Annotated in this window: 27 protein-coding genes; 6 read left to right on the top strand and 21 right to left on the bottom strand. The window is 69.5% G+C overall.

Going from position 1 to position 26859, the window contains the following annotated elements:
* Positions 1–149 precede the first annotated feature (149 nt).
* From DEA06_RS14160 to tsaB, 4 genes are read right to left on the bottom strand one after another with little or no spacing between them, the layout of a single operon-like run.
* Positions 150–647, bottom strand: coding sequence for a hypothetical protein (locus DEA06_RS14160; protein ID WP_116648650.1), 498 nt, complete (start codon positions 645–647; stop codon positions 150–152).
* Complete coding sequence (gene tsaD, locus DEA06_RS14155) at positions 644–1699, bottom strand: tRNA (adenosine(37)-N6)-threonylcarbamoyltransferase complex transferase subunit TsaD (protein ID WP_116648649.1); 1056 nt, start codon at positions 1697–1699, stop codon at positions 644–646. Before tsaD ends, DEA06_RS14160 begins: the two co-directional genes overlap by 4 nt.
* On the bottom strand, positions 1690–2187 hold the full coding sequence (gene rimI / locus DEA06_RS14150) for a ribosomal protein S18-alanine N-acetyltransferase (RefSeq protein WP_116648648.1): 498 nt from the start codon (positions 2185–2187) through the stop codon (positions 1690–1692). The genes tsaD and rimI overlap by 10 nt, the downstream gene beginning before the upstream one ends.
* Entirely contained in the window at positions 2184–2831 is a 648-nt protein-coding gene (gene tsaB / locus DEA06_RS14145; protein ID WP_116648647.1) for a tRNA (adenosine(37)-N6)-threonylcarbamoyltransferase complex dimerization subunit type 1 TsaB, read from the bottom strand. Before tsaB ends, rimI begins: the two co-directional genes overlap by 4 nt.
* 62 nt (positions 2832–2893) lie before the next feature.
* On the opposite strand from tsaB, the gene DEA06_RS14140 reads away from it, so the two are divergent.
* On the top strand, positions 2894–3835 hold the full coding sequence (locus DEA06_RS14140; protein WP_240606965.1) for an alpha/beta hydrolase: 942 nt from the start codon (positions 2894–2896) through the stop codon (positions 3833–3835).
* Here DEA06_RS14140 and tsaE read toward each other — a convergent pair.
* The 8 genes from tsaE to coaA all read right to left on the bottom strand — a co-directional run bounded on the left by tsaE (position 3813) and on the right by coaA (position 15966).
* Entirely contained in the window at positions 3813–4316 is a 504-nt protein-coding gene (gene tsaE, locus DEA06_RS14135) for a tRNA (adenosine(37)-N6)-threonylcarbamoyltransferase complex ATPase subunit type 1 TsaE (protein ID WP_240606964.1), read from the bottom strand. The genes DEA06_RS14140 and tsaE overlap by 23 nt on opposite strands.
* Positions 4313–5437 carry an alanine racemase gene (alr, locus tag DEA06_RS14130; protein WP_116648645.1) on the bottom strand — a complete coding sequence of 375 codons (1125 nt, stop codon included), beginning with the start codon at positions 5435–5437 and terminating at the stop codon, positions 4313–4315. Before alr ends, tsaE begins: the two co-directional genes overlap by 4 nt.
* On the bottom strand, positions 5434–5799 hold the full coding sequence (locus DEA06_RS14125; protein ID WP_116648644.1) for a holo-ACP synthase: 366 nt from the start codon (positions 5797–5799) through the stop codon (positions 5434–5436). Before DEA06_RS14125 ends, alr begins: the two co-directional genes overlap by 4 nt.
* Positions 5800–5831: 32 nt before the next feature.
* A complete protein-coding gene (gene glmS / locus DEA06_RS14120; protein WP_116648643.1) occupies positions 5832–7682 on the bottom strand; it encodes a glutamine--fructose-6-phosphate transaminase (isomerizing) in 1851 nt (616 codons plus the stop codon).
* Between the two features lie 154 nt (positions 7683–7836).
* Positions 7837–8991, bottom strand: coding sequence for an HTTM domain-containing protein (locus DEA06_RS14115; RefSeq protein WP_116648642.1), 1155 nt, complete (start codon positions 8989–8991; stop codon positions 7837–7839).
* Complete coding sequence (locus tag DEA06_RS14110; protein ID WP_133241784.1) at positions 8988–9875, bottom strand: DUF5819 family protein; 888 nt, start codon at positions 9873–9875, stop codon at positions 8988–8990. The genes DEA06_RS14115 and DEA06_RS14110 overlap by 4 nt, the downstream gene beginning before the upstream one ends.
* 25 nt (positions 9876–9900) lie before the next feature.
* Entirely contained in the window at positions 9901–14649 is a 4749-nt protein-coding gene (locus DEA06_RS14105; RefSeq protein WP_165818026.1) for a choice-of-anchor G family protein, read from the bottom strand.
* A gap of 363 nt (positions 14650–15012) precedes the next feature.
* Positions 15013–15966, bottom strand: coding sequence for a type I pantothenate kinase (coaA, locus tag DEA06_RS14100; protein WP_116648639.1), 954 nt, complete (start codon positions 15964–15966; stop codon positions 15013–15015).
* Positions 15967–16040: 74 nt separating this feature from the next.
* Here coaA and DEA06_RS14095 point away from each other — a divergent pair, with 74 nt between their 5' ends.
* On the top strand, positions 16041–16973 hold the full coding sequence (locus tag DEA06_RS14095) for a Ppx/GppA phosphatase family protein (protein WP_116648638.1): 933 nt from the start codon (positions 16041–16043) through the stop codon (positions 16971–16973).
* Between the two features lie 12 nt (positions 16974–16985).
* On the opposite strand, the gene DEA06_RS14090 is transcribed toward DEA06_RS14095, so the two are convergent.
* Positions 16986–17501 carry a flavin reductase family protein gene (locus DEA06_RS14090; protein WP_116648637.1) on the bottom strand — a complete coding sequence of 172 codons (516 nt, stop codon included), beginning with the start codon at positions 17499–17501 and terminating at the stop codon, positions 16986–16988.
* Positions 17498–18040: an NAD(P)H-dependent oxidoreductase gene (locus DEA06_RS14085; protein ID WP_116648682.1), complete on the bottom strand. Its 543-nt coding sequence runs from the start codon at positions 18038–18040 to the stop codon at positions 17498–17500. The genes DEA06_RS14090 and DEA06_RS14085 overlap by 4 nt, the downstream gene beginning before the upstream one ends.
* Positions 18041–18502: 462 nt before the next feature.
* On the opposite strand from DEA06_RS14085, the gene DEA06_RS14080 reads away from it, so the two are divergent.
* Entirely contained in the window at positions 18503–19198 is a 696-nt protein-coding gene (locus tag DEA06_RS14080) for a hypothetical protein (protein WP_116648636.1), read from the top strand.
* Between the two features lie 72 nt (positions 19199–19270).
* Here DEA06_RS14080 and glmM read toward each other — a convergent pair whose 3' ends face one another.
* The 4 genes from glmM to DEA06_RS14060 all read right to left on the bottom strand — a co-directional run bounded on the left by glmM (position 19271) and on the right by DEA06_RS14060 (position 23111).
* A complete protein-coding gene (gene glmM, locus DEA06_RS14075; protein WP_116648635.1) occupies positions 19271–20629 on the bottom strand; it encodes a phosphoglucosamine mutase in 1359 nt (452 codons plus the stop codon).
* A gap of 14 nt (positions 20630–20643) precedes the next feature.
* Positions 20644–21114 carry a 30S ribosomal protein S9 gene (gene rpsI, locus DEA06_RS14070; RefSeq protein ID WP_183042348.1) on the bottom strand — a complete coding sequence of 157 codons (471 nt, stop codon included), beginning with the start codon at positions 21112–21114 and terminating at the stop codon, positions 20644–20646.
* Between the two features lie 27 nt (positions 21115–21141).
* On the bottom strand, positions 21142–21588 hold the full coding sequence (rplM, locus tag DEA06_RS14065; RefSeq protein ID WP_116648633.1) for a 50S ribosomal protein L13: 447 nt from the start codon (positions 21586–21588) through the stop codon (positions 21142–21144).
* Positions 21589–21938: 350 nt separating this feature from the next.
* The gene (locus DEA06_RS14060) at positions 21939–23111 is read right to left on the bottom strand and encodes an alcohol dehydrogenase catalytic domain-containing protein (protein ID WP_116648632.1); all 1173 of its coding nucleotides are present in this window, start codon (positions 23109–23111) and stop codon (positions 21939–21941) included.
* Positions 23112–23257: 146 nt separating this feature from the next.
* Here DEA06_RS14060 and DEA06_RS16620 point away from each other — a divergent pair, with 146 nt between their 5' ends.
* Positions 23258–23419, top strand: a complete 162-nt coding sequence (locus DEA06_RS16620; RefSeq protein ID WP_165818025.1) for a hypothetical protein — start codon at positions 23258–23260, stop codon at positions 23417–23419.
* A gap of 15 nt (positions 23420–23434) precedes the next feature.
* Here DEA06_RS16620 and DEA06_RS14055 read toward each other — a convergent pair whose 3' ends face one another.
* Positions 23435–24325, bottom strand: coding sequence for an aldo/keto reductase (locus DEA06_RS14055; RefSeq protein ID WP_165818024.1), 891 nt, complete (start codon positions 24323–24325; stop codon positions 23435–23437).
* Positions 24326–24452: 127 nt separating this feature from the next.
* On the opposite strand from DEA06_RS14055, the gene DEA06_RS14050 reads away from it, so the two are divergent.
* On the top strand, positions 24453–25406 hold the full coding sequence (locus tag DEA06_RS14050; RefSeq protein ID WP_116648631.1) for a manganese catalase family protein: 954 nt from the start codon (positions 24453–24455) through the stop codon (positions 25404–25406).
* 70 nt (positions 25407–25476) lie between these two features.
* On the opposite strand, the gene DEA06_RS14045 is transcribed toward DEA06_RS14050, so the two are convergent.
* Positions 25477–25812, bottom strand: a complete 336-nt coding sequence (locus tag DEA06_RS14045; RefSeq protein ID WP_116648630.1) for a hypothetical protein — start codon at positions 25810–25812, stop codon at positions 25477–25479.
* Positions 25812–26165: a hypothetical protein gene (locus tag DEA06_RS14040; RefSeq protein WP_116648629.1), complete on the bottom strand. Its 354-nt coding sequence runs from the start codon at positions 26163–26165 to the stop codon at positions 25812–25814. The genes DEA06_RS14045 and DEA06_RS14040 overlap by 1 nt, the downstream gene beginning before the upstream one ends.
* Positions 26166–26265: 100 nt before the next feature.
* Here DEA06_RS14040 and DEA06_RS14035 point away from each other — a divergent pair, with 100 nt between their 5' ends.
* On the top strand, positions 26266–26766 hold the full coding sequence (locus DEA06_RS14035) for a MarR family transcriptional regulator (protein ID WP_116648628.1): 501 nt from the start codon (positions 26266–26268) through the stop codon (positions 26764–26766).
* Positions 26767–26859: the final 93 nt, after the last annotated feature.

Below are 26859 nucleotides of genomic sequence, written 5' to 3'. Positions count from 1 at the left end.
CCTGTCGCGATTGGCCCTTCACACACGCCGTTCGCGACAGGGGAGCTTCTTTTCTTTCGCTCTCCTGTCGCAGACGGCGGGTGCGATCCGCGATACGTGACAGGGGAACGCGGGGCGGGGCGGGGACGCGGGGCGGCGACGCGGGGTGGTCAGCCGATGAGGCCGGCGCGCGAGGCTGCCCACAGCAGCCAGCCGGCGCTGTAGAGCACCGAGAGCGCGCCGAGCACGATCGCCCAGACGACGATGCCCCGACGCTCGACCGGTCGGCGCGAGGCGACGATCGCCGTCACGATCGCGACGAGCCCGAGCGGCAGCATCCATCCCCCGACGAACGAAGCAGCGAGCGACACGATCGCGAGCCCGAGCGCCCACGGCCCTACGACGGGACGCGGCGAGCGTTGCGGCGCCTCGTGGGCGGTCGCGACGGCCACGTCATCGACGGCCACGTCATCGACGGCCACATCATCGGCGGCGAGCACAGCGGTGGCGCCGTCGGTCTCGACGGGGCGTTCGAGCTCTTCGGGCACAGGGACCGTCGCGCGTCGACGCCGCTCGACCGACGCCGACACCGCGTCGAGGTCGGGTACGGGCGGCGGCGGTCCGGGCAGCACGGGGGCGCCGTCGTCGAGACGCTCGTGGTCGCTCATACCTGGATCTCCGTCACGGGGAGCGTCGAATCGGCGCCGAACGCCAGGGTGGAGGGTTCGCGGCCTGCGGTGATGAGCTCGGCCGCGAGCGCGGCGATCATGGCGCCGTTGTCGGTGCACAGGCTCAACGGCGGGATGCGGACGGTGACGCCCGCCGCCTCGGCACGCGCCAGCGCGACGTCGCGCAGGCGCCGGTTGGCGATGACGCCGCCGCCGAGCAGCAGGCGGGGCACGCCGTGACGGGCGCACGCGTCGAGCGCCTTGGTCACCAGCACGTCGACCACGGCCTCTCGGAAAGACGCCGCGACGTCGGCCACCGGCACGGGCTCGCCCGCGTCCTCGCGCTGCTCCACCCAGCGCGCGACGGCGGTCTTGAGCCCGGAGAACGAGAAGTCGTAGCGGTGCTCGGCCATGTCGGATGCCCGCGAGAGGCCGCGGGGGAATCGGATCGCCAGCGGGTCGCCCTCGGCCGCGGCACGGTCGATCTCGGGCCCCCCGGGATAGGGCAGCCCCAGCACGCGCGCGACCTTGTCGAACGCCTCGCCCGCGGCATCGTCGACGGTCTCACCGAGCAGTTCGACGTCGCTCGTGAGGTCGCGCACGAGCAACAGCGACGTGTGACCGCCGCTGACGAGGAGGGCGACCGTGGGGTATTCGAGACGGTCGGCGTCTTCGGTGAGGATGTCGGCGGCGATGTGCCCGACGAGGTGGTTGACGGCGTAGAGCGGCTTTCCGAGCGACACGGCGAGCGCCTTCGCCGCGCCCACTCCCACCATGAGGGCGCCGGCGAGACCCGGCCCGCTCGTCACCGCGATCGCGTCGAGGTCGTCGAGCGTCACGGATGCTTCGGCGAGGGCCGCCTCGATCGACGGCTGCAGCGCTTCGAGGTGCGCGCGGGCCGCGACCTCGGGCACGACGCCGCCGTACCGGGCCTGCTCGTCCATGCTGGACGCGATGGTGTTCGACAGCAGCTCGCGGCCCCGCACGATGCCGATGCCCGTCTCGTCGCAGCTGGTCTCGATACCCAGCACCAGCGGCCCGCTCACGTGCACGCTCCCGCGTCGGTGGCAGACGGGTTCGTCGCGGCACGCCACGCTGCGACATCGAGCCGCATGACCACGGCGTCGACGTTGCCGTCGGGGTAATAGTTGGGGCGTCGGCCGATCTCCACGAATCCCTCCGAGCGGTAGAGGTTCTGGGCCGTGGCGTTGTCGTCGCGGACGTCGAGGAACACCTCGCGGATGCGGCGACGCTCGGCCTCTCCCAGCAGCTCGCGCAGGAGCGCCCTCCCCTGCCCCCGCCCGCGGGCGGATGCGGCGAGCGCGATGGTCTGGATGTCGGCGTCGGTGCTCCCCCTGGGAGCGCGCAGGCCGGCATAGCCGTCGAGACGCCCGGGTGCCTCGGCGACCACGTACCAGTTGTGCTCCGAGGCGAGCTCCGCGCGCATGACGGCCGGCGACCAGGCATCGCCCTGGAACGACGCGCGTTCGAGCACCATGATCGCGTCGAGATCGTCGACGGTGGCAGGACGCAGATTCACGAACCCACCCGCTTGCGCGCGCCGCCCACGGTGACATCGGGGGCGCGGAGGTAGAGGGGTTCGGAGGCGGCGACCTCTCGGCCGGCGGCGACGGAGCGCGCACCCATCAGCGCGACCATGGCCGCCGGGACGGATGCGGCGTCCAGCCGCGTGACGTCGAGGTCTGTGAGCACGCGATCGAGGTCGTCGCGCGGGACGAGCGTCGGGCCGACCTCCCGCACCGGGAGGCCGTCGTCATCGAGCCCGTCGTAGACCGAGTAGGCGAATTCGCGTCGGCGCGCGTCGGTGACGACGGCGAAGCGGGCGGAGTCGGCGTCGAGACCGTCGACGAGCGCGCGGCGCAGGAGGACACCGAGGGCGACGGCGTCGTGACTGGCGACGGGGACGACCGGCAGCCCCCGCCCGAGGGCGAAAGCGCGGGCGGCCGCGATGCCGACGCGGAGCCCCGTGAAGGGGCCGGGACCCATGCCCGCCGCGACATGCGTCAGCGGCGCGGACGACTCCCCCACGACCCGCGCGAGCAGGTCACCGATGACCTCGGCGTGCCCGAGCGGGTTCTCGCTCGACGCTTCGGCGACGGTGACCCCGTCGTCCTCGACGACGGCGACGGACGTGCCGAGGGAGGTATCGATGCCGAGGAACACTCGTCCAGGATAATCGCCTCGGCCCACGCCATCCGAAGCAGCCGCCGCCACGAATACACCACGTGACCACGCCGACCGCCCTCGAAGTGAACGCGACCCCTCTGGGGCTGAGCCGGGTCGTCGTGCCGACGGCCGTCGGGGCGGTCACGTCTTATGCGGGACGCCGCACCGGCGGTGCGGCCGTGGTGATGCTTCACGGTGCCGCAGCCCGGTGGACGACCTGGACGCCGCTGCTGGCGGCATCCGACCGCTCCGCGCACCCGCTGACCGACGTGGTGCTCATCGATCTCCCCGGCTGGGGCGACAGCGGCGTGCGCGCACCCTCGCTCGAGCACCTCTCCGCCGCGGTCGTCGATGTCATCCGGGCGTGCGGATACGACCGGTGGCGCCTCGTCGGGCATTCCCTCGGCGGTTTCGTCGCCCTCGACATCGCGGCCAGGCACCCGGAGGAGACGCTCGCCGTCGGTCTCGTCTCCGCGACCGGCGGCGGGGTGCTCGACGTGCTTCGCCGCCCCCTCCGCGGCGGGCTCCGGCTTCCCGGGTTCGCGGGCATGCTGCTCGCCATGCACGTGCTGCACTCGCTCGGCCGGGCCGCGGCTCCCCTGCTTCTCTTCCTGAGGAACGTCGGGCTTCTCCGCGCCTTCGCCGCCCCGCTGTTCCGCCACCCGAACGAGGTCGATCGTTCCGTGTCCGATGCCCTCGCCGGAGAGATCCGGCCGGTCGCGTTCTTGCGCGCGGCCCGGGCGGCGCGCACCTACGACGACCGCCGCTGGCGACGCATCCGGTGCGTCGTGCGAGCCGTCGCCGGCGAGCGCGATGTGTTCTCCGCTCCGTCCGACGACGCGTGGTTCGCCCGGCGGATCCGAGACTTCTCCGCGAAGCGTCTGCGCGACGCCGGTCACTACGCGGCCGTCGAACGCCCCGACGAGGTGCTGCGCTCGCTCACCGAGGTGCTCGCGCCCGACGTGGAGGAGTCCGCCCTCAGGGTCGCCGCGAGATCGTGACCGTACGCGGGGCGTCGGCGTCGAGGTCGGCGCTCGCGCGGGAGAGGTCACCGCAGGCCGTATCGATGCCGCGTCCGCCGGTCTGCCGGACCAGATCGATCTCCCACCACGCGTCGGCGAGGTGCTCGGCCATGCCGCCGCCCCACTCGACGACGACGACGGAACGGTCGACATCGATGTCGAGGTCGTCGAGTTCCACCGCCGACCCGAGCCGATAGGCGTCGACGTGCACGAGCGGCGGACCGTCGACCAGCGACGGGTGCGTCCGCGCGAGAACGAAGGTGGGGCTCTGCACCGGACCGCGGATCCCGAGTCCGGCACCGATCCCGCGGGTCAGCGTGGTCTTGCCCGCCCCCAGCGGGCCGTTCAGCACGACGACGTCGCCCGGCTCGAGGGCGGCACCGATCGCGCGACCGAGCAGCTCCATCTCGGCTGCGGTCGTGACCTCGCGCGTGCCGAGCAACTCGGCGGGAACCGTCACGACGACACCTGCACGCGAGGCACGCGCGGTCCGATGCGGGTGACGATCTCGTAGTCGATCGTCCCCGCAGCATCCGCCCAGTCCGAGGCGGCGGGGTGACCGAGGGTCGGGTCGCCGAACAGCACGACCTCGTCGCCGACCGCGACCGGAGCGTCGCCGACGTCGACGACGAACTGGTCCATCGCGATGCGGCCGGCGACGCGGTACTCGTTGCCGCCGATGCGGACGGGCCCCGATCCGGAGGCCTGGCGCGGAACACCGTCGGCGTACCCCAGCGGCACGAGGGCCAGGGTGGTGTCGGTCTGCGTGCGGTAGTCGTACCCGTACGACACGCCCGTGCCCGCGGGCACCCGGCGCACCGCGGCGACCACCGAGCGCAGCGTCATCGCCGGACGGAGACCGAGATCGGCCGACGAGCGGTCGTCGAACGGCGAGAGTCCGTAGATGCCGATGCCGATGCGGACGCACCCCATCCGCGACTCCGGGAGGGCGATGGCGGCGTGGGTCGCGGCGATGTGGCGCAGCGGCGGGTGCAGTCCCGCCGCCGCCGCGAGCACGACGCCCTCCTGGAACGCGGCGAGCGCGGCCCGATCGTCTTCGGGAGACGTGTTCGACAGGTGCGAAAAGAGGCCGACGACGGTCAGCTTGCCGATGCGCTCGAGGCGCGCGGCCTCAGCGAAGACGACGCGGTAGTCGGCGGGGGCGATCCCGTTGCGCGACAGGCCGGTCTCGATCTTGAGGTGCACCGAGACGGGGCGCGACGTGGATGCGGCGGCCGCGACCTGCAGCAGCTGATCGAGCCCGGAGATGCCGAGCTCGATGTCGGCGGCGATCGCGTCGTCGAACGTCTCGCCGGGCGCGTGCAGCCAGGCGAGGATGGGTGCGCGGATCCCCGCGCGGCGCAGGGCCAGCGCCTCCGTGACATCGGCGACACCGATGCGGGTGGCCCCGCCCTGGAGAGCGGCGACCGCAGAGCGGAACGCGCCGTGCCCGTACCCGTCGGCCTTGACGACGGCGATGACCTCGGAATCGGTCAGCCGACGGAGGTGTCGCACGTTGTCGGCGATCGCCTCGACGTCGATGCGCGCCTCGCGCAGGCGCCCGGTGGGGAGTCGGTTCATGCCGCACCCTTCTCTGCTTCGGCCACCACGTAAGCCGTCGCGATTCCCGCGTCGTGGCTCATCGACAGGTGCACGGCGGTGATGCCGCGCTCCGTGAGGACGGCCGCCGTCGACCCTGAGAGACGGAAGAGAGGCCTCCCGGATGCTTCGGAAGCGATCTCGATCTCACTCCAGTGCACGCCGTCGGAGCCGCCCAGAGCCTTGATCAGGGCCTCCTTCGCAGCATAGCGAGCGGCGAGCGACCGGGGCTTCAGCATCCGCTCGTCCGGAGAAAACAACCGCGTGAGCAGCCGAGGGGTGCGCGCGATAGACCTCTCGAACCGCGCGATGTCGACCAGGTCGACGCCGATGCCGACGATCACCGAGTGCTCCTTCTGCGCCCTGCGGGCGGTGCCTATTCGACCGTGACGGACTTCGCGAGGTTGCGCGGCTGGTCGACGTCGAGACCCTTCGCCGTCGCCAGCCCCATCGCGAAGATGTGCAGCGGCACGACGGCGAGCAGCGGCTCGAACAGGGGACCTGCGAGCGGGATGCGCAGAACCTCGTCGGCCTGCGGGAGCACCGCAGCGTCGCCCTCCTCGGCGATCGCGATGACCCGGGCGCCGCGGGCGCTGATCTCCTCGATGCTCGAGATCACCTTGCGGTGCAGCTCGCCCGAGCCGCGCGGCGACGGGACGATCACGAACACGGGCTGACCGGCTTCGATGAGGGCGATCGGGCCGTGCTTCAGCTCACCGGCGGCGAACCCCTCCGCGTGGATATAGGCGAGCTCCTTCAGCTTGAGCGCGCCCTCCATCGCGATGGGGAACCCGACGTGACGACCGAGGAAGAGCACCGAGCGCGTGTCGGCCATCCAGTGCGCGAACTGCTCGATGCGGGGCTGCTCGCGCTCGAGGATCTGCGCGATCTTGCCGGGCACCGACTCGAGCTCGACCACGTGGTCGGCGATCTCGGCGGCCGAGAGCGACCCGCGCAGTCGCGCGACGTGCAGGCCGAAGAGGTAGAGCGCGGTGATCTGCGCGACGAAGGCCTTGGTCGAGGCCACGGCGACCTCGGGACCGGCGTGGGTGTAGACGACCGCGTCGGACTCGCGCGGGATGGTGGCGCCCTGCGTGTTGCAGATCGACAGGGTCTTCGCGCCGCGCTCGCGGGCGTACTTGACCGCCATGAGGGTGTCCATGGTCTCGCCCGACTGGCTGATCGAGACGACGAGGGTGTCGGGTCCGAGCACCGGGTCGCGGTAGCGGAACTCGTGGGCGAGCTCGACGTCGACCGGCACGCGGGTCCACTGCTCGAGCGCGTACTTGCCGACCTGGCCGGCATACGCCGCCGTGCCGCAGGCGATGACGATGACGCGCGAGACGTCGCGGAACAGGTCGTCGAGTCCCTCGAGTTCGGGGATGACCACCGCACCGTCGTGGAGGCGACCGCGCAGCGTGTTGGAGACGGCGTCGGGCTCTTCCGACACCTCCTTGGCCATGAACGACGACCATCCACCCTTTTCGGCCGCCGAGGCGTCCCAGGTCACCTCGAACGGCTCGACCTCGACGGGGGCGCCGTCGAAGTCGGTGACCTCGACGCCCGACGGAGTGATCGCGACGATCTCGTCCTGACCGATGGCCAGGGCGTGACGGGTGTGTTCGACGAAAGCGGCGACGTCGGAGCCGAGGAAGTTCTCGCCGTCGCCCAGACCGATCACCAGCGGCGAGTTGCGGCGCGCGCCGACGACGAGTCCCGGGTGGTCCTGGTGCATCGCGAGGAGCGTGTACGCGCCCTCCAGTCGGGAGACGACGGCACGGAAGGCGGCGACGAGGTCGCCCGTCTTGCGGTACTCCCGACCGATGAGCACGGCTGCGACCTCGGTGTCGGTCTGGCTGAGGAAGGTGTAGCCGTCGCTGACCAGCTCGGCCTTCAGCTCGGAGAAGTTCTCGATGATGCCGTTGTGGATGACGGCGAGCTTGTCGTCGTCGGCCAGGTGCGGGTGCGCGTTGGAGTCGGTCGGTCCACCGTGCGTCGCCCATCGGGTGTGCCCGATACCGGTGGTGCCGTCGCTCAGCGGGTGCTCGACGAGGTCGTCGCGGAGCACGGCGAGCTTGCCCGCGCGCTTGCGCATGCCGAGGCCGCCATCGGCGTCGATCACGGCGACACCCGCCGAGTCGTATCCGCGGTATTCCAGTCGGGCGAGGCCCGCGAGAAGGATGCTCTGACTCTGCCGGGGGCCGACGTATCCGATGATTCCGCACATAGGGATTCATCCTAGGCGCGGCGACCTGTCCGTCGGCTTCGAACGCGCGCCCGCGCGGCGAGCGCGGTGCGGGATCGGGGCGCGTTCTTCCGGTTGGGGCGCGGAATTCCTCGCCCCGAGGCGAGGAACGCGCCCCGAACCGGCCCGCGACAGGTCAGAGGGCGCGACCGTCGGGTATCGGCTGGGGCTCGTGCGTGGGACGCCGTGGCCCTCGAGCCACGCGGGTGCGCCCCCGCGCGGAGCGCCCGCTCCCCCGCCCGGATCCGCCGTCGTCCGCCCATGCGTCGTCGACCACGCGCCTCATGGCTCGACCGACTCGCCGCGCCCCACCCCACGCGCGCGTCCATGAACGATCGCGCACGAGCAGGAGATCCAGCGCGATCATCGTCAGCGAGAAGGGCCAGAGGCCCAAGAGGACGGCGATGCCGAGGTGCATGCCGGTGATGAGCACGAGGGCGACGTAGCGCGTCGGGCGCCAGAGAATCAACACGGGGAAGAGGAGCTGCACCCACAGCGCCGTCCAGGTGGCCAGCATCACGCCGGGGGTGAACTGCCACGCCAGGTCGCTGAGCCCCGGCAGCACACGGAACTGGTCGATGCTGAGCGCGTAGTAGATCGCCGTCCCCTGCAGCCACTCCTCACCGGCCAGTTTCAGCACGGACGAGACGAGATACACCAGAAGGATCTGGTAGACGCAGAGGATCAGCACGGTGTTGTGCGCCCAGTTCGACGCCCACACCGGCACGGCTCGGAGCCACCGCGGGCGGGGCGCCGCCGCACCTCCTCGACGACGCCGCAGCCACGCGTCCACCGAGAAGTGCGAGCTGAGGTCGGCGAAGACCGCGAACAGCAGCACGATCCGCATGAGCGTGTCGCCGCCGTTCGTGAGCAGCGTGCTGTTCGTGGACAACCCGACCCAGAGCAGAAGCAGCACCGGGGTGACCCAGCGCGTCTTCCAGCCGACGAGGAACACCAGCACCAGCACCAGCAGCGCCCCGTAGACAATGTCGAACAGAAGGATGCTGTCCTTGGAGAAGAGCAGACGCAGCGGCTCCCACCACCCGCGGCGACTTGCCTCGGGCTCGACCCACCACGACCCCGGGCCCCACAGGTAGTGCCGGTCGGGGATGCTGGGCACGAGCACCGCCAGCATGGCCGCCGAGAGCAGAATCCGCATCAGCGAGAAGCTGATCGTGGAGTGCTTGCGTTCGGTGAGCCATCGCGAGAGACCGGTCCACAGCAGCGCAGGTCTCGCGATGCGACTCAGACGTGTCGGAGGAGACTGTTGCGGCGTGCGTGTGACGGTCATCGTCCGGTGTACCTCTCCACGACGTCGTCGAAGATGGCGAGCACCTCGGGGTCGACGTCACGCCCGGGCTGACGCCATCCGAAGGTGACGACCGAGGCGTCCGACTGCGGTTCGTCGTCGAACCGGTGCAGGAAGTCGTTGGTGCGCTGTGTCTCGACCCTCCAACGGACGCGTTCCACGTCCTGGTCGAAGTACGCGGAGCCGAACGCGGACGCGAAGCGCACCAGCATGTAGTCGTAACGGAGAAACCGCACCACGGCCGAACGGTTTCCGCTCGCCTCGGCCGCGGCGCTCTCGTCGACGACGTCGGCATCGGTGACCGGCTCGAACTCCTCGTCGCCGCCGGCGGATCCGGCTGCGTCGATCTCGTCGAGCAGCCGGGAGTCCTGGATCGGTGCGAACTCTCCGCCCCCGACCGCTTCGATGAAGGTATCGCGCACCCTCGTCTTCTGCGGGCTCGACAGTGCGTTGTAGCGCGACATGTAGGCCTGCGCCGCGTTGAACGAGCTCTTCGAGATACGAGAAGGAAGAGGGATGCCGCGGGCCGCCGCGAACTCGGTCTCGGTCACGTCGATCCACTCGCTGTGAACGAGCTCCCCGTCCTCCCGCCACTGCACCTGCACCTGGAGCTCGCGATTCGACCGCATGATGTTCGGGGCGAACACGTTCCATTGCTGCGAGAAGTACGGCGCGAAGGTCTGGCGCACGGCAGCCTGGGCCGCTGTCGGCGGCAGGGTGAACGAGGCGCTGACGAACACGTATCCGGCGACGATCGCCAGCGTCAGTGCCGTCGCGACCGCCACGACCGGCCCTCCGCGGGGAGGGGCCGCCGCCGGCGACGGAGTGGTTCCGTCGCCGGCGGCGTTGGTTGCGACGGTGGGCAAGCCCGCCCGAGGCCTACCCACCCCCCTACCTCTCTTCAGCGGTGTTCCGTCGGCGGAGCGTCAGTGCCGCAGCACCGGCGATCAGCATCGCCATTCCGAGACCTCCCAGCGCGAGACCGTTCATCTCTCCACCCGTCGCCGGGAGCGACCCGGGAACGGCCGGGGCCGCCACCACCGTGAACGCGGTGCGCTCACGATCGGTGGGCAGCTCTCCCGATACCGAGCCCCGCACCTCGACGCGGTGTGCACCGAGTTCGAAGGTGGACCCGACCGGGAAGGTGAACCGCACGTTGCCGGCGGCGTCGGCGACCACGGGGGTCAACTCGAACGGTGTCGAGAGGACGGTGGCCGAAACGGTCTCGCCGGGCTGGAACCCGGTTCCGATGACCACCTGAGTGACCCCGGTACCGCGCACGATCCGCGTCTGCGTCACGGCCGCTTCAGGAACCGTGGTCTGGCCACCGTCCGTCGCGTCCGCGTCGGTACCGTCGGCGTCGGCGTCGGCGTCGGCGTCGGCGTCGGCGTCTGCACCGTCGGCATCGGTATCCGCGTCTGCGTCAGCGCCATCCGCATCCGCGTCGGCGTCTGCGTCTGCGTCTGCGTCTCCGTCTGCGTCTGCGTCCATGCCGTCAGCATCCGCATCCGCGTCCGCATCTGCGTCCACGCCATCAGCATCCGCATCTGCATCTGCGTCCACGCCATCAGCATCCGCATCCGCGTCGGCGTCCGCGTCCGCGTCCACGCCATCAGCATCCGCGTCCGCATCTGCGTCTGCGTCCACACCGTCAGCATCCGCGTCAGCGTCCGCGTCAGCATCCACGCCGTCAGCGTCCATGCCGTCAGCATCCATGCCGTCAGCGTCCACACCGTCGGCATCCATGCCATCGGCATCCGCATCAGCATCCACGCCGTCAGCGTCCATGCCGTCAGCGTCCACGCCGTCAGCATCCGCGTCAGCGTCCGCGTCAGCATCCACGCCGTCAGCGTCCATGCCGTCAGCGTCCATGCCGTCAGCATCCACACCGTCGGCATCCATGCCATCGGCGTCCATGCCGTCAGCATCCACACCGTCGGCATCCATGCCATCGGCGTCCACACCGTCGGCGTCCATACCGTCGGCGTCCACACCGTCGGCGTCCACACCGTCGGCATCCATACCGTCAGCGTCGGCGTCGATCGCGTCGACCGCTCCCTCGGCGACGACCGAGAAGTCGACCTCGGCCTTCGAGTCGTCCACGTCCTGCGTGGCAACGACGGTGTAGTCACCGACCTCGACATCGTCGAACGTGACGGTCCAGGTGCCGTTCTCGAGCACGACCGCGACCTCTTCGAGATCGGTGCCCTCGAGCGCGACGGTGACCGTCGCTCCCGGCTGCCCGGTTCCGGTGACCACGACGTCCGTCGTGTCGTCGACACCGTCGACGGTGAACTCCTCACCGGGATCGGGCGACGTGATGGTGACGTCGTCCGCGGCCTCGACCGAGACGGTCACCGTCGTCGACGACCCATCGTCCTGGGTCGCGGTGATGACCTGCTCGCCCTCGGGGACGTTCGGCACATCGACCGTCCACGTGCCGTCTTCTCCCACCTCGGTGTCCACCGGGTCGAGACCCGGGATCGTCACGGTGACGGTGGAGCCGGGGTTGCCCGTTCCTGTCACGGTGATGGTGGTGGTATCGCCCGCGTCCGGCACCAGGATCACGTCGCCGTCATCCGGATCGATGATCGTCACGTCGGCGCGGTCGTCGATCTCGAAGGTCACCGTGTCGGTCGACCCGTCGATGTCCTGTGTCGCGGTGACCGTGTATTCGCCGAGCCCGAGAGCCGGCAGTGTCGCCGTCCATACCCCTTGCTCGTTCACGGTCGCGGTCTGCGTCGGGATGTCGCCGGTGAGGGTGATGACCGCACCCGGCTGCCCGATGCCCGAGACCTCGACGACCGCCGTGTCGGCCGGTCCGTCGACGAGGATCGTCTCGCCGTCCGCCGGCTCCTCGATCACCACGTCGTCGGCCTCCTCGATCGAGAAGTCCACGCTGTCGGTCGATCCATCGACGTCCTGGGTCGCGACCGCGGTATGTCCGCCCTCGCCCACGTCGTCGAAGAGGACACTCCAGTTGCCGTCGCCATCGACCTCGTCGGTGAGAGACTCGCCACCGTCGAGGACGACGGTGATGGTCGCCCCCGGCTGTCCGGTTCCCGAGACGAGCACGTCGGTGGTGTCACCCGCGTCGGGCACCACGATCACCTGGCCGGGGGTCGGCGTGGCGATGGCCACGTCGTCTTCGGGCGCGATCGCGAACGAGGTCGTGTCGGTCGATCCGTCGCTCTGGGTCGCCGTGGCGGTGTAGTCGCCCACGGGGAGATTCGGGAAGGTCACCGACCACGTTCCGTCTGCCAGCACGGTCACCGCTGCGGGCGTCGCCTGATCGGGGATGGTCACGGTGACCGTCTCGCCGGGCTGGCCCGTACCCGAGACCGTCACGTCGATGGTGTCGCCGTCGTCGTCCACGAAGATGCTCGTGCCGTCGACCGGAGCGAGGATCGTCACGTCGATGGCCGCGATGACCTCGAACGTCACCGAATCGGTCGAGTCGTCGACATCCTGCACGGCGGTCGCGGTGTACTCGGCGACAGGAAGGTCTTCGAAGACCACCTCCCACTCGCCGTCCTGGTCGACCTCGGCCGTCTCCGTTCCGATACCGGGGATCGTCACCTCGATCGACGCTCCCGGGGCACCGATGCCCGACACGGTCACGTCGGTCACGTCACCGGGGCCGTCGACGACGAACTCCGCGCCGTCGACCGGCTGCTGGATCTGCACGTCGGCCGCTTCGACGACGGAGAAGTCGACCGTGTCGGTCGAGCCGTCGATCTCTTGGGTGGCGGTGGCGGTGTAAGCCCCGACCGGGAGGCCTTCGAAGGTCACCGTCCAGGTGCCGTCCGGACCCACGGTGACGGGCTCGCTGTCGCCGTTGCTGAGCTCGACCTCGACGATGGAGTCGACCGCGCCGGTGCCCAAGACGACCACGTCGGTCGTGTCGAGGGGGCCGGCGACGGAAAACTGGTCTCCGTCGACCGGAGCGGTGATGACGACGTCGGGAGCCGCAGCCACCGAGAAGGAGACGGATGCGACGGAACCGTCGACGTCCTGCGTCGCCGTAGCGGTGTAGGTGCCGACCGGCAGGTCGGGGAAGGTCGCCGTCCAGACGCCGTCGACGACGTCGGCGGGCTGCGTCGTCTGGCCGGGGATCGCGACGCTGATGGTCGCGCCGTCCGCTCCCGTACCCGTGACGGTCACGTCCGCCGTGTCGTCCGCGTCGGGAACCGTGAAGACCTGACCGGGGGTGGGCGCGGTGATCGTGACGTCGGGGTTGGCGTCGATCGCGTTCGGGCCGACCGTGGCATTCGCGAGGTCGATCGTGAGCACGCCGCCGCCGGCCGCCGGCAGCACCGTCAGGATCAGCGCGGTGATGGAGTACTCGCCCGCCGCCTCCGACTGGTTGTTCGCCGTCAGGCTGATGACTCCGGGGAGGACGAGATCGATCACCTCGAGCAGCACGTCGTTGACGGGTTGGAGCGCTGCGGTGGCCACTCCTGCGACGGAGTCGATGACGGCGTCCAGTGGCGCGGTGAGAACGCCGACCACAGCGCCGATCAGCCCCGGGGCGGGTACGGGAAGACCGAGCAGGGTGATGCCGGCCGTGCTGCCGTCGGCGAGGGCGCCGACCGTCGTGTTCACCGCGAGCGCGTCCAGCGTGCCGAGGAAGCCGAGATCGATGTCGACGCCGCCGGTGACGGTCAAGCCGCGGATCGCCTCCACGAGGGTCTGGGTGACGTCGGCGAGCGTGCCGTCGATCGCATCCAAGACCGCTTCCTCGATGTACTGGACGGTTGCGCCGCTGAGGATCTCCTGCCCGACACCCAGGTTGTTGAGATCGACGATCTGCTCGAGATCGATCGAGATGACCCCGGTCGAGAGGTTGACGACCACCCCGGGGTAGTCGGGGCTCGTGATCGGGCCGGTCAACAGGCTCGAGACGGCGCCGGTGAGGCTCGCGGTATTGACCGTGAGGTCCGAAGAGAGAGCGAACCCGGCAACCCCGTTCACGAGATCGTTGATCGTGGCCTGCAGCCCGTCGACGGTCGTCTGCACCGGCGTAATGGCCGAGTTGACGGTGCCCGCGAGGCCGGAGACGGTGTTGCTCTGGAGCGTGAGCGTCGTGTCGGCGATCGTGTAGTCGCGGGTGACGCCCGTGGCGCCGACGAGCTCGGCCTGGGCCGACACGACGCCGACGGACAGGTCGACGTCGGCGACATCGTTGACGAGCGCGGGCGGCAGCCCCAGCGCACCGGCCGCTGCGGTCAGGTCGAGCGTCAGGGGCCCGGGAGGCGAGCCTGGCACCGGGCCGGCGCCGACGACACCGTCGGAGCCGACGGCGCCGGACGAACCGTATGACGAACCGTCCGAGTCGGCGCTGGCGTACTGCCCGAGAACACCCGCGTCGGCGAAGCTGATCGGGATCTGGATCCCGCCCTCCGCCGTCACGTTCACCACGCCCAGGGCACCGAGATCGAGCGTGTTGACGTCGACCACCTCGGGAGGCGTGCCGTCGTTGCTCGCCTGCGCGCCTTCGAGGTTGACCAGAGCGTCGAGATCGATGAGGTCGAGGATCGAGCCGCCGAGGAAGGTGCCGCTGGCGTTCGACGAATCGCCCGGCGCGGCCTGCGCCGCGGTGGCTCCACCGAACACGGCCAGCGCGCTGACGCCGACCATCGCGGTCGCCCGCAGAGCGAGGCTCCGAGTGCGGGCGCGGACTTTCTGCCTGATTTTGGGGACGCGTGTGCGATCGAGACTCATGTGTGCTGCTCCCGGCTCCGGTCGTCATCGACGGTCTCCGCGCATCTGTGTGGGCGAGCGCGCGGCGTTAGCCCCGAACGTAGGTGAAGCTGTGAGCGACCTGAACAGCAGCCGGGGCAGGCCCGTAGGTAATCCCGAGTCCCGGTACTACTGAGGCGCGCCGCATCCGTCATCCCCGTAGTGACTACTGGGTCGCGGCGAAATCCCGCGGGCGCGCGGGCTCTCGACGGGCGTTGCAGCCTCGCGCGCGCCGCTGTCTGTCGAGCGGATGCTGCGCCGTCAGACCTTGCGCAGAAGCACGCGCTCGACCGAGTGGTCGGCCGATTTCTGCAGCACCAGGGTCGCCCGATGACGAGTCGGCAGAACGTTCTCCTCCAGGTTGGGGAGGTTGATCTCGTTCCAGTACTTCAGGGCCGTCTGCACGGCCTCGTCATCGCTGAGTTCGGCGAAGACACGGAAATAGGACGTGGGATCGGCGAAAGCTCCCTGACGCAGTGCGAGGAACCGGCTGACGTACCAGGCTTCGATGTCGGCCGCCTGCGCGTCGACGTAGATGGAGAAGTCGAACAGGTCGCTCACGGCCACCTCGTTCGGGGAGGGCGGCGGCTGCAGCACGTTCAGCCCCTCCACGATGACCACATCGGGTCGGTTCACCGTCACGTGCGCGTCGGGCATGATGTCGTACCGCATGTGCGAGTAGAACGGCGCCTGCACCACGGGATCGCCGCTCTTGACGCGACGGACGAAGTCGACGAGGGAGCGGCGGTCGTACGACTCGGGGAACCCCTTTCGGTGCATGATGCCGCGGCGCTCGAGCTCATCGTTGGAGTAGAGGAAGCCGTCGGTGGTGACGAGCTCCACCCGCGGCGTGTCCGACCATCGGCTCATGAGCTCGCGCAGCAGGCGCGCGATCGTGGACTTGCCGACGGCGACCGAGCCGGCGACGCCGATGACGAAGGGGGTGGTGGCATCGGGCTCGCCGAGGAAGTCGCTCGTCGCCGCGCCGAGCCGTCGGGTGGCGGTGGCGTAGAGGCTGAGCAGTCGGCTGAGGGGCAGGTACACCTCGCGCACCTCGCGCAGGTCGAGCCGGTCTCCGATTCCGCGCAGCTGCACGACCTCGGTCTCGGTGAGCGGCTGCGGCATGCCGGCGGCCATCCGTGCCCACTCGGCGCGGGCGATGTCGCGATACGGGCTCAGCGACGGCGCGGGTGCAGCGGTCTCGGCGGCGGACACCCTCCGACCCTACCTCCGGCCGGCCGGCCGACGCGCTGCGCGGCGAGCCGACGCGGCGCCGGTAAGGTCGGAGGGTGCGTCTCGGGGTTCTCGACATCGGTTCGAACACCGTCCATCTGCTCGTCGCGACGGCCCGGGCCGGAGGGCGCCCGACCGCTCGGACGAGCGACCGCACGGTCCTGCGCCTGATGCGATACCTCACTCCCGACGGCGCGATCTCCGAAGAGGGCGTGAGCGCCCTCGTCGAAGCCGTGACCCGGGCACGTCTTCGCGCCGAGACCGAGGGCGTCGACGAGCTGCTGGCCACGGCGACCTCCGCCGTCCGCGACGCCGTCAACGGCGCCGAGGTGATCGCGCGCATCGAGGCCGCGCTGGGACAGCCTCTGCAGGTGCTCGGCGGCGAGACCGAGGCGCGCTTCACCTTCCTCGCCGTGCGTCGGTGGTTCGGGTGGTCGGCCGGTCAGATCCTGCTCTTCGACATCGGCGGAGGCTCGCTCGAGATCGCCGGCGGCGCCGACGAGCTGCCCGACCTCGCGGAGTCCGTCGCCCTGGGCGCCGGGCGGATGACGGTGCAGTTCCTCCCCGACGACCCGCCTCGCGACGGCGAGATCGAGGCGCTGCGCAACCACGCCGCATCCGTCCTGGCCCCCGTCGCCGAGAGGTTCGCCGCACTCCCCCGCCCCGACCATGTCGTCGGCTCGTCGAAGGCCATCCGTTCGCTCGCGAAGCTCGCCGGATTCCCCGTGCCGGGCTGGTCGGGCATCGAACGCATGGTGCTGCCGCGCACGGCGCTGAAGGACTGGATCCCCCGTCTCGCGCGCATCCCCGCCGAGGCGCGCCAAGAGCTTCCCGGGATCACCCCCGACCGCACGTTCCAGATCGTCGCCGGCGCGGTCGTGCTGCACCAGGCGATGAAGGCCATGGACGTCGACGAGCTCGAGGTGTCGCCCTGGGCGCTTCGAGAGGGAGTGCTGCTGCGCTACATCGAATCGCTCGCCCAGGGCTGAGCGAAACCGGTCTCAGCTGGCGAGGCCGCGCAGATGCCGGTACGCGCCCTTGAAGTACAGCAGGGGCTCGTGCCGATGCCATTCGGCGGGGCTCGTCTCGACCACCCGGCCGATCACGATGAGGTGATCGCCGGCCTCGTGCTCGGCCCAGATCTCGCAGTCCAGCCACATCGACGAGTCGTCGATGACCGGGTTGCCCGCGGCGGTCGGACGCCACGAGACCCCGGCCCACTTGTCAGTCCCCTTGCGCGCGAACTGCGACGAGATCCCGTGCTGGTGGTCGGAGAGCACGTTGACGGCGAAGGCGCCCGTCTCGCGGATGCGCGGGTAGGTGGTGGACGTCTTCATGACGCTGAAGGACACCAGAGGCGGGTCCATCGAGACGCTGTAGAACGACTGGCAGGTGAAGCCGATGGGTCCGGCGTCGTCGATCCCGCTGATGATCGTGACGCCCGACGCGAAGTGCCCGAGCGTGTCGCGGAGAGTCCGCTGATCGATGGCGGCGGACGGATGCGGCGAAATCGTCATCGTGCCACCTCCTCCTTCCGAGATGCCGACGTCGCGAGAGCGGCGACGCGGCCGAAATTGGATCGGTACTCCTCGGCGGCGGCCTCCACCAGCTCGTCGAGCCGGTCCATCTGGCTCGAGACGAAGTAGAAGCCCCGGCCGGGAACGACGGCTCCGAGCTCGGCGAGGAGCGGAGCGAACGTGTACGTCGGCCCCATCGAGTGGGTCTGGTCGGCCCCCGTCAGGACGGGAATCGCCACGACGCCGCGAAGGCCGTTGGCCGGGTAGCGGTCGAGGAACGACTTCAACAGGCCCGTGAAGGTGGCCTTGTAGGTGGGAGACGCGAACACGACGAGGTCGCTCTCGGCGACCAGGGTGTTCAGCCGCGCGAGCTCGTCGCTCGGCCACGCGAAGATCTCGGCCTGGTGATCGACGAGGTCGATCACCGTCAGGTCGAACGACCCGGGCTCGAGCAGGCGGTCCACCAGGGTGGTCGCCACTTTCAGTGTTCTGGACTGCGGCTTCGGGTTGCCCACGACCACCGCTACTTTTACCGTCATTCGAATCTCGCACTTCCGCCGGAGGAACAGGAAAGGAGACGACGAGAAGATCGAAGCCGAGGACCATGCGGACTCGACGACGTCGACGTCTCTCACATTCCACCGAGATCTTTTGGCCCGGTGGCCCACAACGGCTTACGTTGCCCCTCCACTATAAGCACGTCGGGGCGACGACGGGCGAGACGCGAAACACGACGTCATCCTCGGGTCTCTCGGGCGCACCCGCACGTGCCCGGGAGTCGCGTCTTCCGCGAGCTTCCCGGGCACGCGGTGCGAACACCGACGCCCCCCCGGTGCGATGCGATTTCGTGTGCGGAGCACGGTGCGCATCCCGTCGGTAGTCTCGACGATATGGGAGAGAGCGCGACAAGACAAGACTCAGGACTCACAGTCCAGAACTGGCGCTCCCGACGTCTCCCCCGGGCCGAGCTCCGGTCGCGCGTGCTTCGCGCGGGGAGCGCGATGCTGTCGGAGGGCGGCGTCACGGTGAGCCTCCATCACCTCAACATGGAGGAACTCATCCGGCAGGTCGGGGTGCCTCGCAGCTCTGCTTTCGCCGCATTCGGCGGCAAAGAAGAGTTGCTCACGAGTCTGATGGTGCAGCTGCTGAGCGAGAGCGACGGATCGGAGGGGATCTTCGAAGCCACGCTCGATGTCGTCGAGCGCACCATCGCCGAGCACGGGCATCGGATGCTGCGCCCCGACGGGTCGCGTGACCGCGACGGATCGTATGCGGTGCTCCGTGAGACGGTCCGGCTGACACTGCGTCAGAACGTCGAGGACACCGCGGGTTCTGCCCGCTGGCAGACCTGCCAGGCCCTGGCCGCGACGCTTCCGAGCCTCCCCCCGGGGCGTAGAGAGCGCGTCGCGGAGGCCCTGCGCGAGTCGGACCGCGCCTTCCGCGAGACGATGACCGAGTTCTACGCCGACGCGTGCGAGCGCCTCGGTCGCCAGACGCGACCCGGGGTGCACTGGCAGCACCTCGCCACCGCGGGAGGTGCGATCGTCGAGGGTATCGTCACGCACCGCCGGATGGGCGCTCCGTCGGCGTCGGAGGTCCTCATCGCGCCGGGTATGGATGGCGAGCCCGTCGAGTGGACGCTGGCCGCTCTCGCCTACTTGGCCATGATCGAGGGGCTCACCGAGCCGGTCGACTAGCGACAGGCGCCGAAACGCGCAGAACCGCCGGAGCCCGACGGTCGTCGGGTGCCGGCGGATCTGGTGCGGGACTCAGAGAGCCAGTCGGTCGCTGACGACGGCCGCGAGACGGTCGGCGTACTCGCGAGCGGACTTCTCGTCGGCGGCCTCGACCATCACGCGCACGAGCGGTTCGGTGCCCGAGGCGCGCAGCAGCACGCGCCCGGTGTCGCCGAGTTCGGCGCGCACCTCTTCGACCGAGCGCTGCAGCTCCTCATCCGTAGCCACGCGGGTGCGATCGACACCGCGGACATTCACGAGCACCTGCGGATACACGGTCATGATCGACGCGAGCTCCGCCATCGTCTTGTTCTGACGCGCCATCTCGGCCACGATGTGCAGGCCGGTCAGCAGACCGTCACCGGTCGTCGCGTGCTCGCTCATGATGACGTGTCCCGACTGCTCGCCTCCGAGCGAGTACGACCCCTCGGTCATCGCCTCGAGGACGTAGCGGTCGCCCACCGCGGTCTGCAAGACGCGGATGCCGTGATCCTCCATCGCGCGGTGGAGGCCGAGGTTGCTCATGACCGTCGCGACGAGCGTGTCGGATGCGAGGACGCCGCGTTCTTTCATCGAGACCGCGAGGATCGCCATGAGTTGATCGCCGTCGATGTGCTTGCCCTGCGCGTCGACGGCGAGGCAGCGGTCGGCGTCGCCGTCGTGCGCGATGCCGACGTCGGCGCCGAGGCGCACGACGGTCTCAGCGAGGTGGTCGAGGTAGGTCGAGCCGACGCCGTCGTTGATGTTCAAGCCGTCGGGGTCGGCACCGATCACTGTCACCGTCGCGCCGGCATCCTTGAACGTCTCGGGCGAGACCCCCGAGGCCGCTCCGTGCGCACAGTCGAGCACGACGTGGATGCCGTCGAGCCTGTGCGGAAGCGAACCGAGCAGGTGCACGACGTAGCGGTCTTCCGCGTCGGCGAAGACGCGGATACGGCCCACACCCGCACCTGTGGGCTGCAGCTTCTCGGCGTCGAGCGCGGCCTCGATGCGCTGCTCGACGAGATCGGGGAGCTTCACTCCCCCGCGCGCGAAGATCTTGATGCCGTTGTCGGGCGCAGGGTTGTGCGACGCCGAGACCATGACGCCGAAGTCGGCATCGATGTCGGCGATGAGGTAGGCGGCAGCCGGTGTCGGAAGCACACCGGCGTCGAGGACGTCGACACCTGACGATGCGAGGCCGGCCGCCACGGCGGCGGAGAGGAACTCCCCCGAGACCCGCGGATCGCGTGCGACCACGGCGGTGAGCCGGCGGCCTTCGGCGCGGCGCGCCTCGGCAGAACGGCCCTGGCCCAGGACGACGGCAGTCGCCTGGGCCAGGTGAAGTGCGAGATCGGCGGTGAGGGGGCCGTTGGCCAGCCCCCGCACCCCGTCCGTGCCGAACAGCGGCATACGGGCAGCCGGACTCAGCGCTTCGAGTACTGAGGCGCCTTACGGGCCTTCTTGAGACCAGCCTTCTTGCGCTCCTTGACGCGAGCGTCGCGCGACAGGAAGCCGGCCTTCTTCAGAGCCGGGCGGTTGTTCTCGAGGTCGATCTCGTTCAGCGAGCGAGCGATGCCCAGACGCACGGCACCGGCCTGGCCCGAGGGGCCACCGCCGGAGACGCGCACGATGACGTCGTAGGCGTCGGTGAGGTTCAGCACCGTGAACGGGTCGTTGATCAGCTGCTGGTGGAGCTTGTTCGGGAAGTAATCCTCGAACGAGCGGCCGTTGACCGTGATCGTTCCCGATCCGGGCACGATGCGCACGCGGGCGATGGCCTGCTTGCGGCGACCGACGGCCGCGCCGGGGACGGAGAGCACGGGGCGCGGGGCCTCGGCTGCCGCCTGGTCGAGCGGCGTCTCGGTGGAGTAGTTGGTGGGGTCGATGTCCGACACGATAGTTATCCTCTAAGTCTCTCGCGCCTACTGGGCGACCTGGTCGAAGGTGTAGGTCTTGGGCTGCTGTGCACCGTGGGGGTGCTCGGCGCCGCGGTAGACCTTGAGCTTGCGGAGCTGCTGCGCACCCAGGCTGTTCTTGGGGAGCATGCCGCGGATGGCCTTCTCGACCGCGCGCTCGGGGTTCTTCTCGATCAGCTCGCCGTAGGTGACGGACTTGAGGCCGCCCGGGTAGCCGGAGTGGCGGTACGCCTTCTTCTTCTCGAGCTTCTGGCCGGTCAGGGCGACCTTCTCGGCGTTGATGACGATGACGAAGTCGCCGGCGTCCATGTGGTTGGCGAAGGTGGCCTTGTGCTTGCCGCGGAGGAGGACCGCCGCGTGCGAGGCAAGACGACCGAGCACGACGTCGGTCGCGTCGATGACAAGCCACTCGCGCTGGATTTCGCCAGCCTTGGGGGTAAATGTGCGCGTCACAGTGATACTGCTTTCTGGATCGAACGGAGGAGTTCGTGAATCCCGCTCCGGTGGTCGTTGCCTCGCGCGAAAACGCGGGGAACAGGCCGGTGGAGGGCTCACGTTCGCAGTGACCTCCGACAGGCGGAGGCACCAAAGGGACAGACTACGGCATTCGTCCGCAGCATCCAAACCTCATCGGCACACGCGACGTCACTGCGGTCCGTCTCGGAGCGTGCCGCGTTCCTCACCCTCGGTCGCGGGCTCTGCTCCCCCGCCCTCCGCGCCCGCGTCCGGCTGGCGCGGCGCGAGGGGCGGCAGGTGCGCGATCTCGATGGGCCGCGTCGAGCTGCTGCGCGCCCACCGCCCGGTCAGGGCTTCACCACCACCTTGATGCATCCGTCCTCCTTCTTCTGGAAGACCTCGTACATGTGGGGCGCGTCGTCGAGCCCCACCGTGTGCGTCACGAGATCGGCCGTACCGAGCGGGTCGGCCGGGTCTTCGACGAGCGGGAGCAGGGTATCGACCCACCGCTTGACGTTGCACTGACCCATCTTGAGGGTGAGCTGCTTGTCGAACATCGTCTTCATCGGCATGACGTCGGCATCACCGGCGTACACCCCGCTGATCGAGACCGTTCCGCCGCGTCGAGCGAGATCGATCGCCGAGTGCAGCGCGGCGAGCCGGTCGAGACCGGCGTTGTCCATGAGCGGCTGCGCGATGGCGTCGGGAAGCAGCGCCGTCGCCTTCTGGAACGCCGAGACCATCGCATTGCCGTGCGCTTCCATTCCGACGGCATCCACGACGCCATCGGCGCCACGGCCCTCGGTGGCCTCGCTCACCAAGGCCGCGATGTCGTCGGGCTCGGCGACCTGCGCGCCGTACTTCTCGGCCAGCGCGCGGCGCTCGGCGACGGGGTCGGACGCGATGACGCGATAGCCGAGGTGCGCGCCGATGCGCGCGACGAACTGGCCGACCGGGCCGAGGCCGACGACCGCGAGCGTTCCGCCGTCGGGCACCTGGGCGTACTGCACGCCCTGCCAGGCCGTCGGCAGGATGTCGCTCAAGAACAGGTATCGCTCGTCGGGGAGGTCGCCGCCGACGACGACCGAGTTGTAGTCGGCGAGAGGAACGCGCAACAGCTCCGCCTGCCCGCCGGGCACCTGGCCGTACAGCTTGGTGAACCCGAAGAGCGAGGCCCCGCTGCCGTACTCGGTGACCTGCGTCGTCTCGCACTGCGACTGCAGACCGTGGCGGCACATGAAGCACTCGCCGCACGAGATGTTGAACGGCACGACGACGCGGTCACCGACCTTGAGCTTCGTCACGGCGGTCCCGACCTCGACGACGACGCCCATCGGCTCATGACCGAGGATGTCGCCCTTGTCGAGGAACGGGCCGAACAGCTCGTAGAGGTGCAGGTCCGATCCGCAGATGGCCGATGAGGTGATCTTCACGATCGCATCGGTGGGGTGTTCGATCCGAGGATCCGGAACGTCGACGACGGCGAGGTCGCGACGCCCCTGCCACGTGAGAGCCTTCATGTCAGGGCACATCCATTCGTTGGGGGGTGTGTCTTCACCCTCCGCCGGGGCACACGAAGCCCCCAGGGGGTTGACAGCCCGCGCCGTGTCGGGAACACCCGGCCGCTCACGCGGCTGAGGTGCACGACCCGAGAGAAGGAAGCACGATGACCGAGAGCACCTCGCCCGCCGGCGACGACGAGCGCCCATCCGGGCCCGACGCCGAACCGCCGGAAGCGCCCGCGACCTCGCCCATCCCCCTGGACGAGGACGAGATCCGCGAGCGCGCCGATCAGACCGACGACGACGCCACCGACAGCCTCATCTGACGGCAGACGCCGCGGTCAGGCGTCGATACCCACCGAGAACGAGCAGCGCGCGACCTCTTCGTCGCTCAGCACGAGGTCGGCCGCCGCGGCGGAGTCGACGATCGATGCGGCGCGGCGCGCACCGGGGATCGGGATGACCGTCTCGCCGAGAGAGAGCTCCCAGGCGAGCACCACTCGCTGCGGGCTGACATCGTGGGCACGCGCGACCTCGGCGAAGGCGGAGAACCGGTCGCCGACGCGGCGTGCGCCGCCGCCCGTTCCGCCCAGCGGGCTCCACGGCAGGAAGGCGATGCCGTTATCGGAGCAGTGGCGCAGCTCGTCGATGCTCCCGGGATGCCGCGGCGAGAACTCGTTCTGCACGCTCGCGAGCCCTCCCTCCCCGAGCACGTCCTGTGCGATCTCGATCTCCTCGACGCTGGCGTTCGAGATGCCGATCGCGCCGATGAGTCCTTCGTCGCGCAGCGTCGCGAGGTTCTCGATGATGCGGGCGTAGACGAGCGACCGGTCGGGCCGGTGGTACTGGTACAACTCGATCGTGTCGACGCCGAGGTTCTGCAGCGACGCCTCGACGGCGGAGCGCAAGTAGTCGAGGGAACCGTTGCGCCCCCACCGCTCGCCGTCCGAGCGGGTGATCCCGCCCTTCGTGGTGAGGAAGACTCCGGATGCGTCGCCCGCCCACGTGCGGACGGCCTCGGCGACGACGCGCTCGTTGTGCCCCATCTCGTTCCAGGCCGGCGCGTAGATGTCTGCGGTGTCGATCAGCGTGACGCCGGCGTCGAGAGCGGCATGCACGGTGGCCACGGCCTCATCGGGGGTGGGGTACACGTCGTCGTTGTTCATCGAGAGCGGCATCGCGCCCAGACCGATGGCCGAGACCTCGCGTCGCGCCAGCATCCGTGTCTTCATCGCACTCTCCTTCATCGCCCGATCGGCCCGTTGACAGTAGTCGACCACAGGGGGGCTCGGCTAGGCGGCTGAACGATCCGGGAAAGAAGCGGATCGTTGGCTTCCTCCCCCTGCGAAAGGAAACATCGTGTACTTCCACCTCCAGCGCCTGATCAATCCCATCGAGCAGGATGAGCCCGACCCCGCCGCAGCGAACGCGCTGCAGGAGGGCCTGGGCGGTCAGTTCGGCGAGATGCGCACCATGATGCAGTACCTCTTCCAGAGCATCAACTTCCGCGGACCGTCGGGGAAGCCCTACAAGGACCTCATCCAGGGCATCGGCACAGAGGAGATCTCGCACGTCGAGCTCATCGGCACCACGATCTCCCGGCTGCTCGACGGCTCACCGCAGTACAACGGTAAGAAGTCCGACCCGGTGGACAAGCCCGGGGCTGCCGGGGCGACGCCGTTGAACATCGCACTCGACCACGGCAACATCCATCACTACCTCGTGGGGGCGCAGGGTGCCCTCCCCGTCGACTCCGCCGGGAACCCCTGGAGCGGAAGCTACGTCTACAACTCCGGCAACCTCGTGCTCGACCTGCTCTACAACCTCATGCTGGAGTCGACCGGGCGTCTGCAGAAGTGCCGGATGTACGAGATGACCGACAACAAGACCGCCCGCTCGACGATCTCGTATCTGATCGTGCGAGACCAGGCTCACGAGAACGCCTACGCGAAGGCCCTCGAGACGCTGGGGGTCAACTGGCGCACCTCGCTGCCGATCCCGAAGACGAACGCCGAGCAGTTCCCCGAGGTCAAACGCCTCGTCGACCTCGGGTTGCAGAGCAAGCAGTACTCGTTCGATCTGGGCGATCAGTCCGAGGCCGGCAAGATCTTCCAAGGCATGTCGCCGTCGAATGACGGCACCGACCTGGATGCGTCGCAGCAGGCTCCCGAGGGAGCCCCTCTGGAGATCGCCCCGGAGCGCCCGGAGGAGTTCTCTCCCGGCGCCGACAAGGAACTGCGCGACCTCATCGAGGCGACCGCCGCGATGGAGATGGCCGACATCGACATCACGTTCGGGGCGATGAAGAGCTGACCCCGACGACACGAGACCCGGTCGCCCTGGTGAGGGAGACCGGGTCTCGTGTCGCGTGACCTGAGGGGGATCAGAGGATAGGTGCGAGAACTCCTGCGGTGAGCGCGAGGCCGGCGGCGATCGATCCGGCGCCTGTGGCGACGCCCAGCATGACGTGGCGCGCGAGTCTGTCTCGACGCACATTGGCGGGGTGGTCGGTCGTCAGCAGCGAGGCCTTCGCGTCGGCGAGCGTTCGAAACCGGCCCACAGCCGTGGAGTGGCCGTCGAAGGCCACGAAGGTGCCGTCGGCGTTCGTGTCGACGTACCCGACGAACTCACCGTCCCGCGCGCCGACGTGGAAGTCGGGCTCCACCTCCGACCACCGCAGGGCGGCGAAGCTGCGCAGGGAAGGAGCGACGGTGGTCATCAGGCCGCCCGCACGACGGCGCGAGGCCGGTCGGCGGCGATCTGAGCGGCCGGCACCTCGATGCTCGTGTCGATCGTCAGACCACCCGAGGAGTTGGCGGCAGTCGCGAGCTCTGTGAGGAAGGAGGGATCCAGTGCCTCGGGCTCGGCGGAGGAGAAGACGAAACGCAGGGGGATGGAGGGCTGGATCCAGACGGTGGACCGTGCGCCGACGGAGTCGTCGGGGTGCTGCCACGACAGGGTGAAGCTCTCGCTGCGACGCAGCTTTGTCGCCAGGACGACCTTCACGTGCGCCAGGAGTCTGTCCGGCATCTCGATCGGATCGGCGCTGTTGCCGTAATAAAGCTTCGCCATGACTGACCCTTCTCCCTGATATCTCGCCCTGCTTGTTGCTCGCTGATTACGTTACTAGTTAGGCTAGCAATTAGGCAAAGCCGATTTCGAGGATGGTTCCATGACGCTGAACGACACGGGCGCCTTCTGGTACTCGAGTGAGGAGCAGGTCGCGCGTGGTCGCCGCCTGCTTCACGCGCTTCGGCTCTATCAGGCGGCCGAAGTAGCGATGCGACGGCGTACGCGCGCGGCGATGTCGATGGGCGAGAACGAACTCGCGGCCCTGCGGTTCATCATCAGACGCCACACGCAGGGGCGCGCGGCGACCCCGACCGACGTAGCGAAGTACTTAGGCGTATCCACGGCGTCTACGACAGCTCTTATCGACAGGCTGGAGTCGTCGGGCTACATCACCCGCCGTCCGCACCCGACCGACCGCCGCAGTGTGACGATCGCGGCGACGGAAAGCGCCGACGACGCGGTGCGGGCGACGCTGGGCGACATGCACGAGCGGATGATGCGCGCAACCCGCGAGGTCGGTGAACCCGAGGCCGAGGCGATCGTCGCCTTCCTGGAGCGGATGACCGACGCCGTCGATCAGGTCTCGGCCGAGCCCCACTGACCCGAGCAGCCCGCACTCGCCCTCGGCGATGATCCGCGCCTCCCCCTCGCCGCCGACGTGGTGCATGATCGAAGCAGCGTGACGGACGGGGGC

It is taken from the genome of Microbacterium sp. Gd 4-13 (genome assembly GCF_003095395.1).
GTDB lineage: Bacteria > Actinomycetota > Actinomycetes > Actinomycetales > Microbacteriaceae > Microbacterium.
This window is presented reverse-complemented; position numbering and strand designations above follow the sequence as displayed.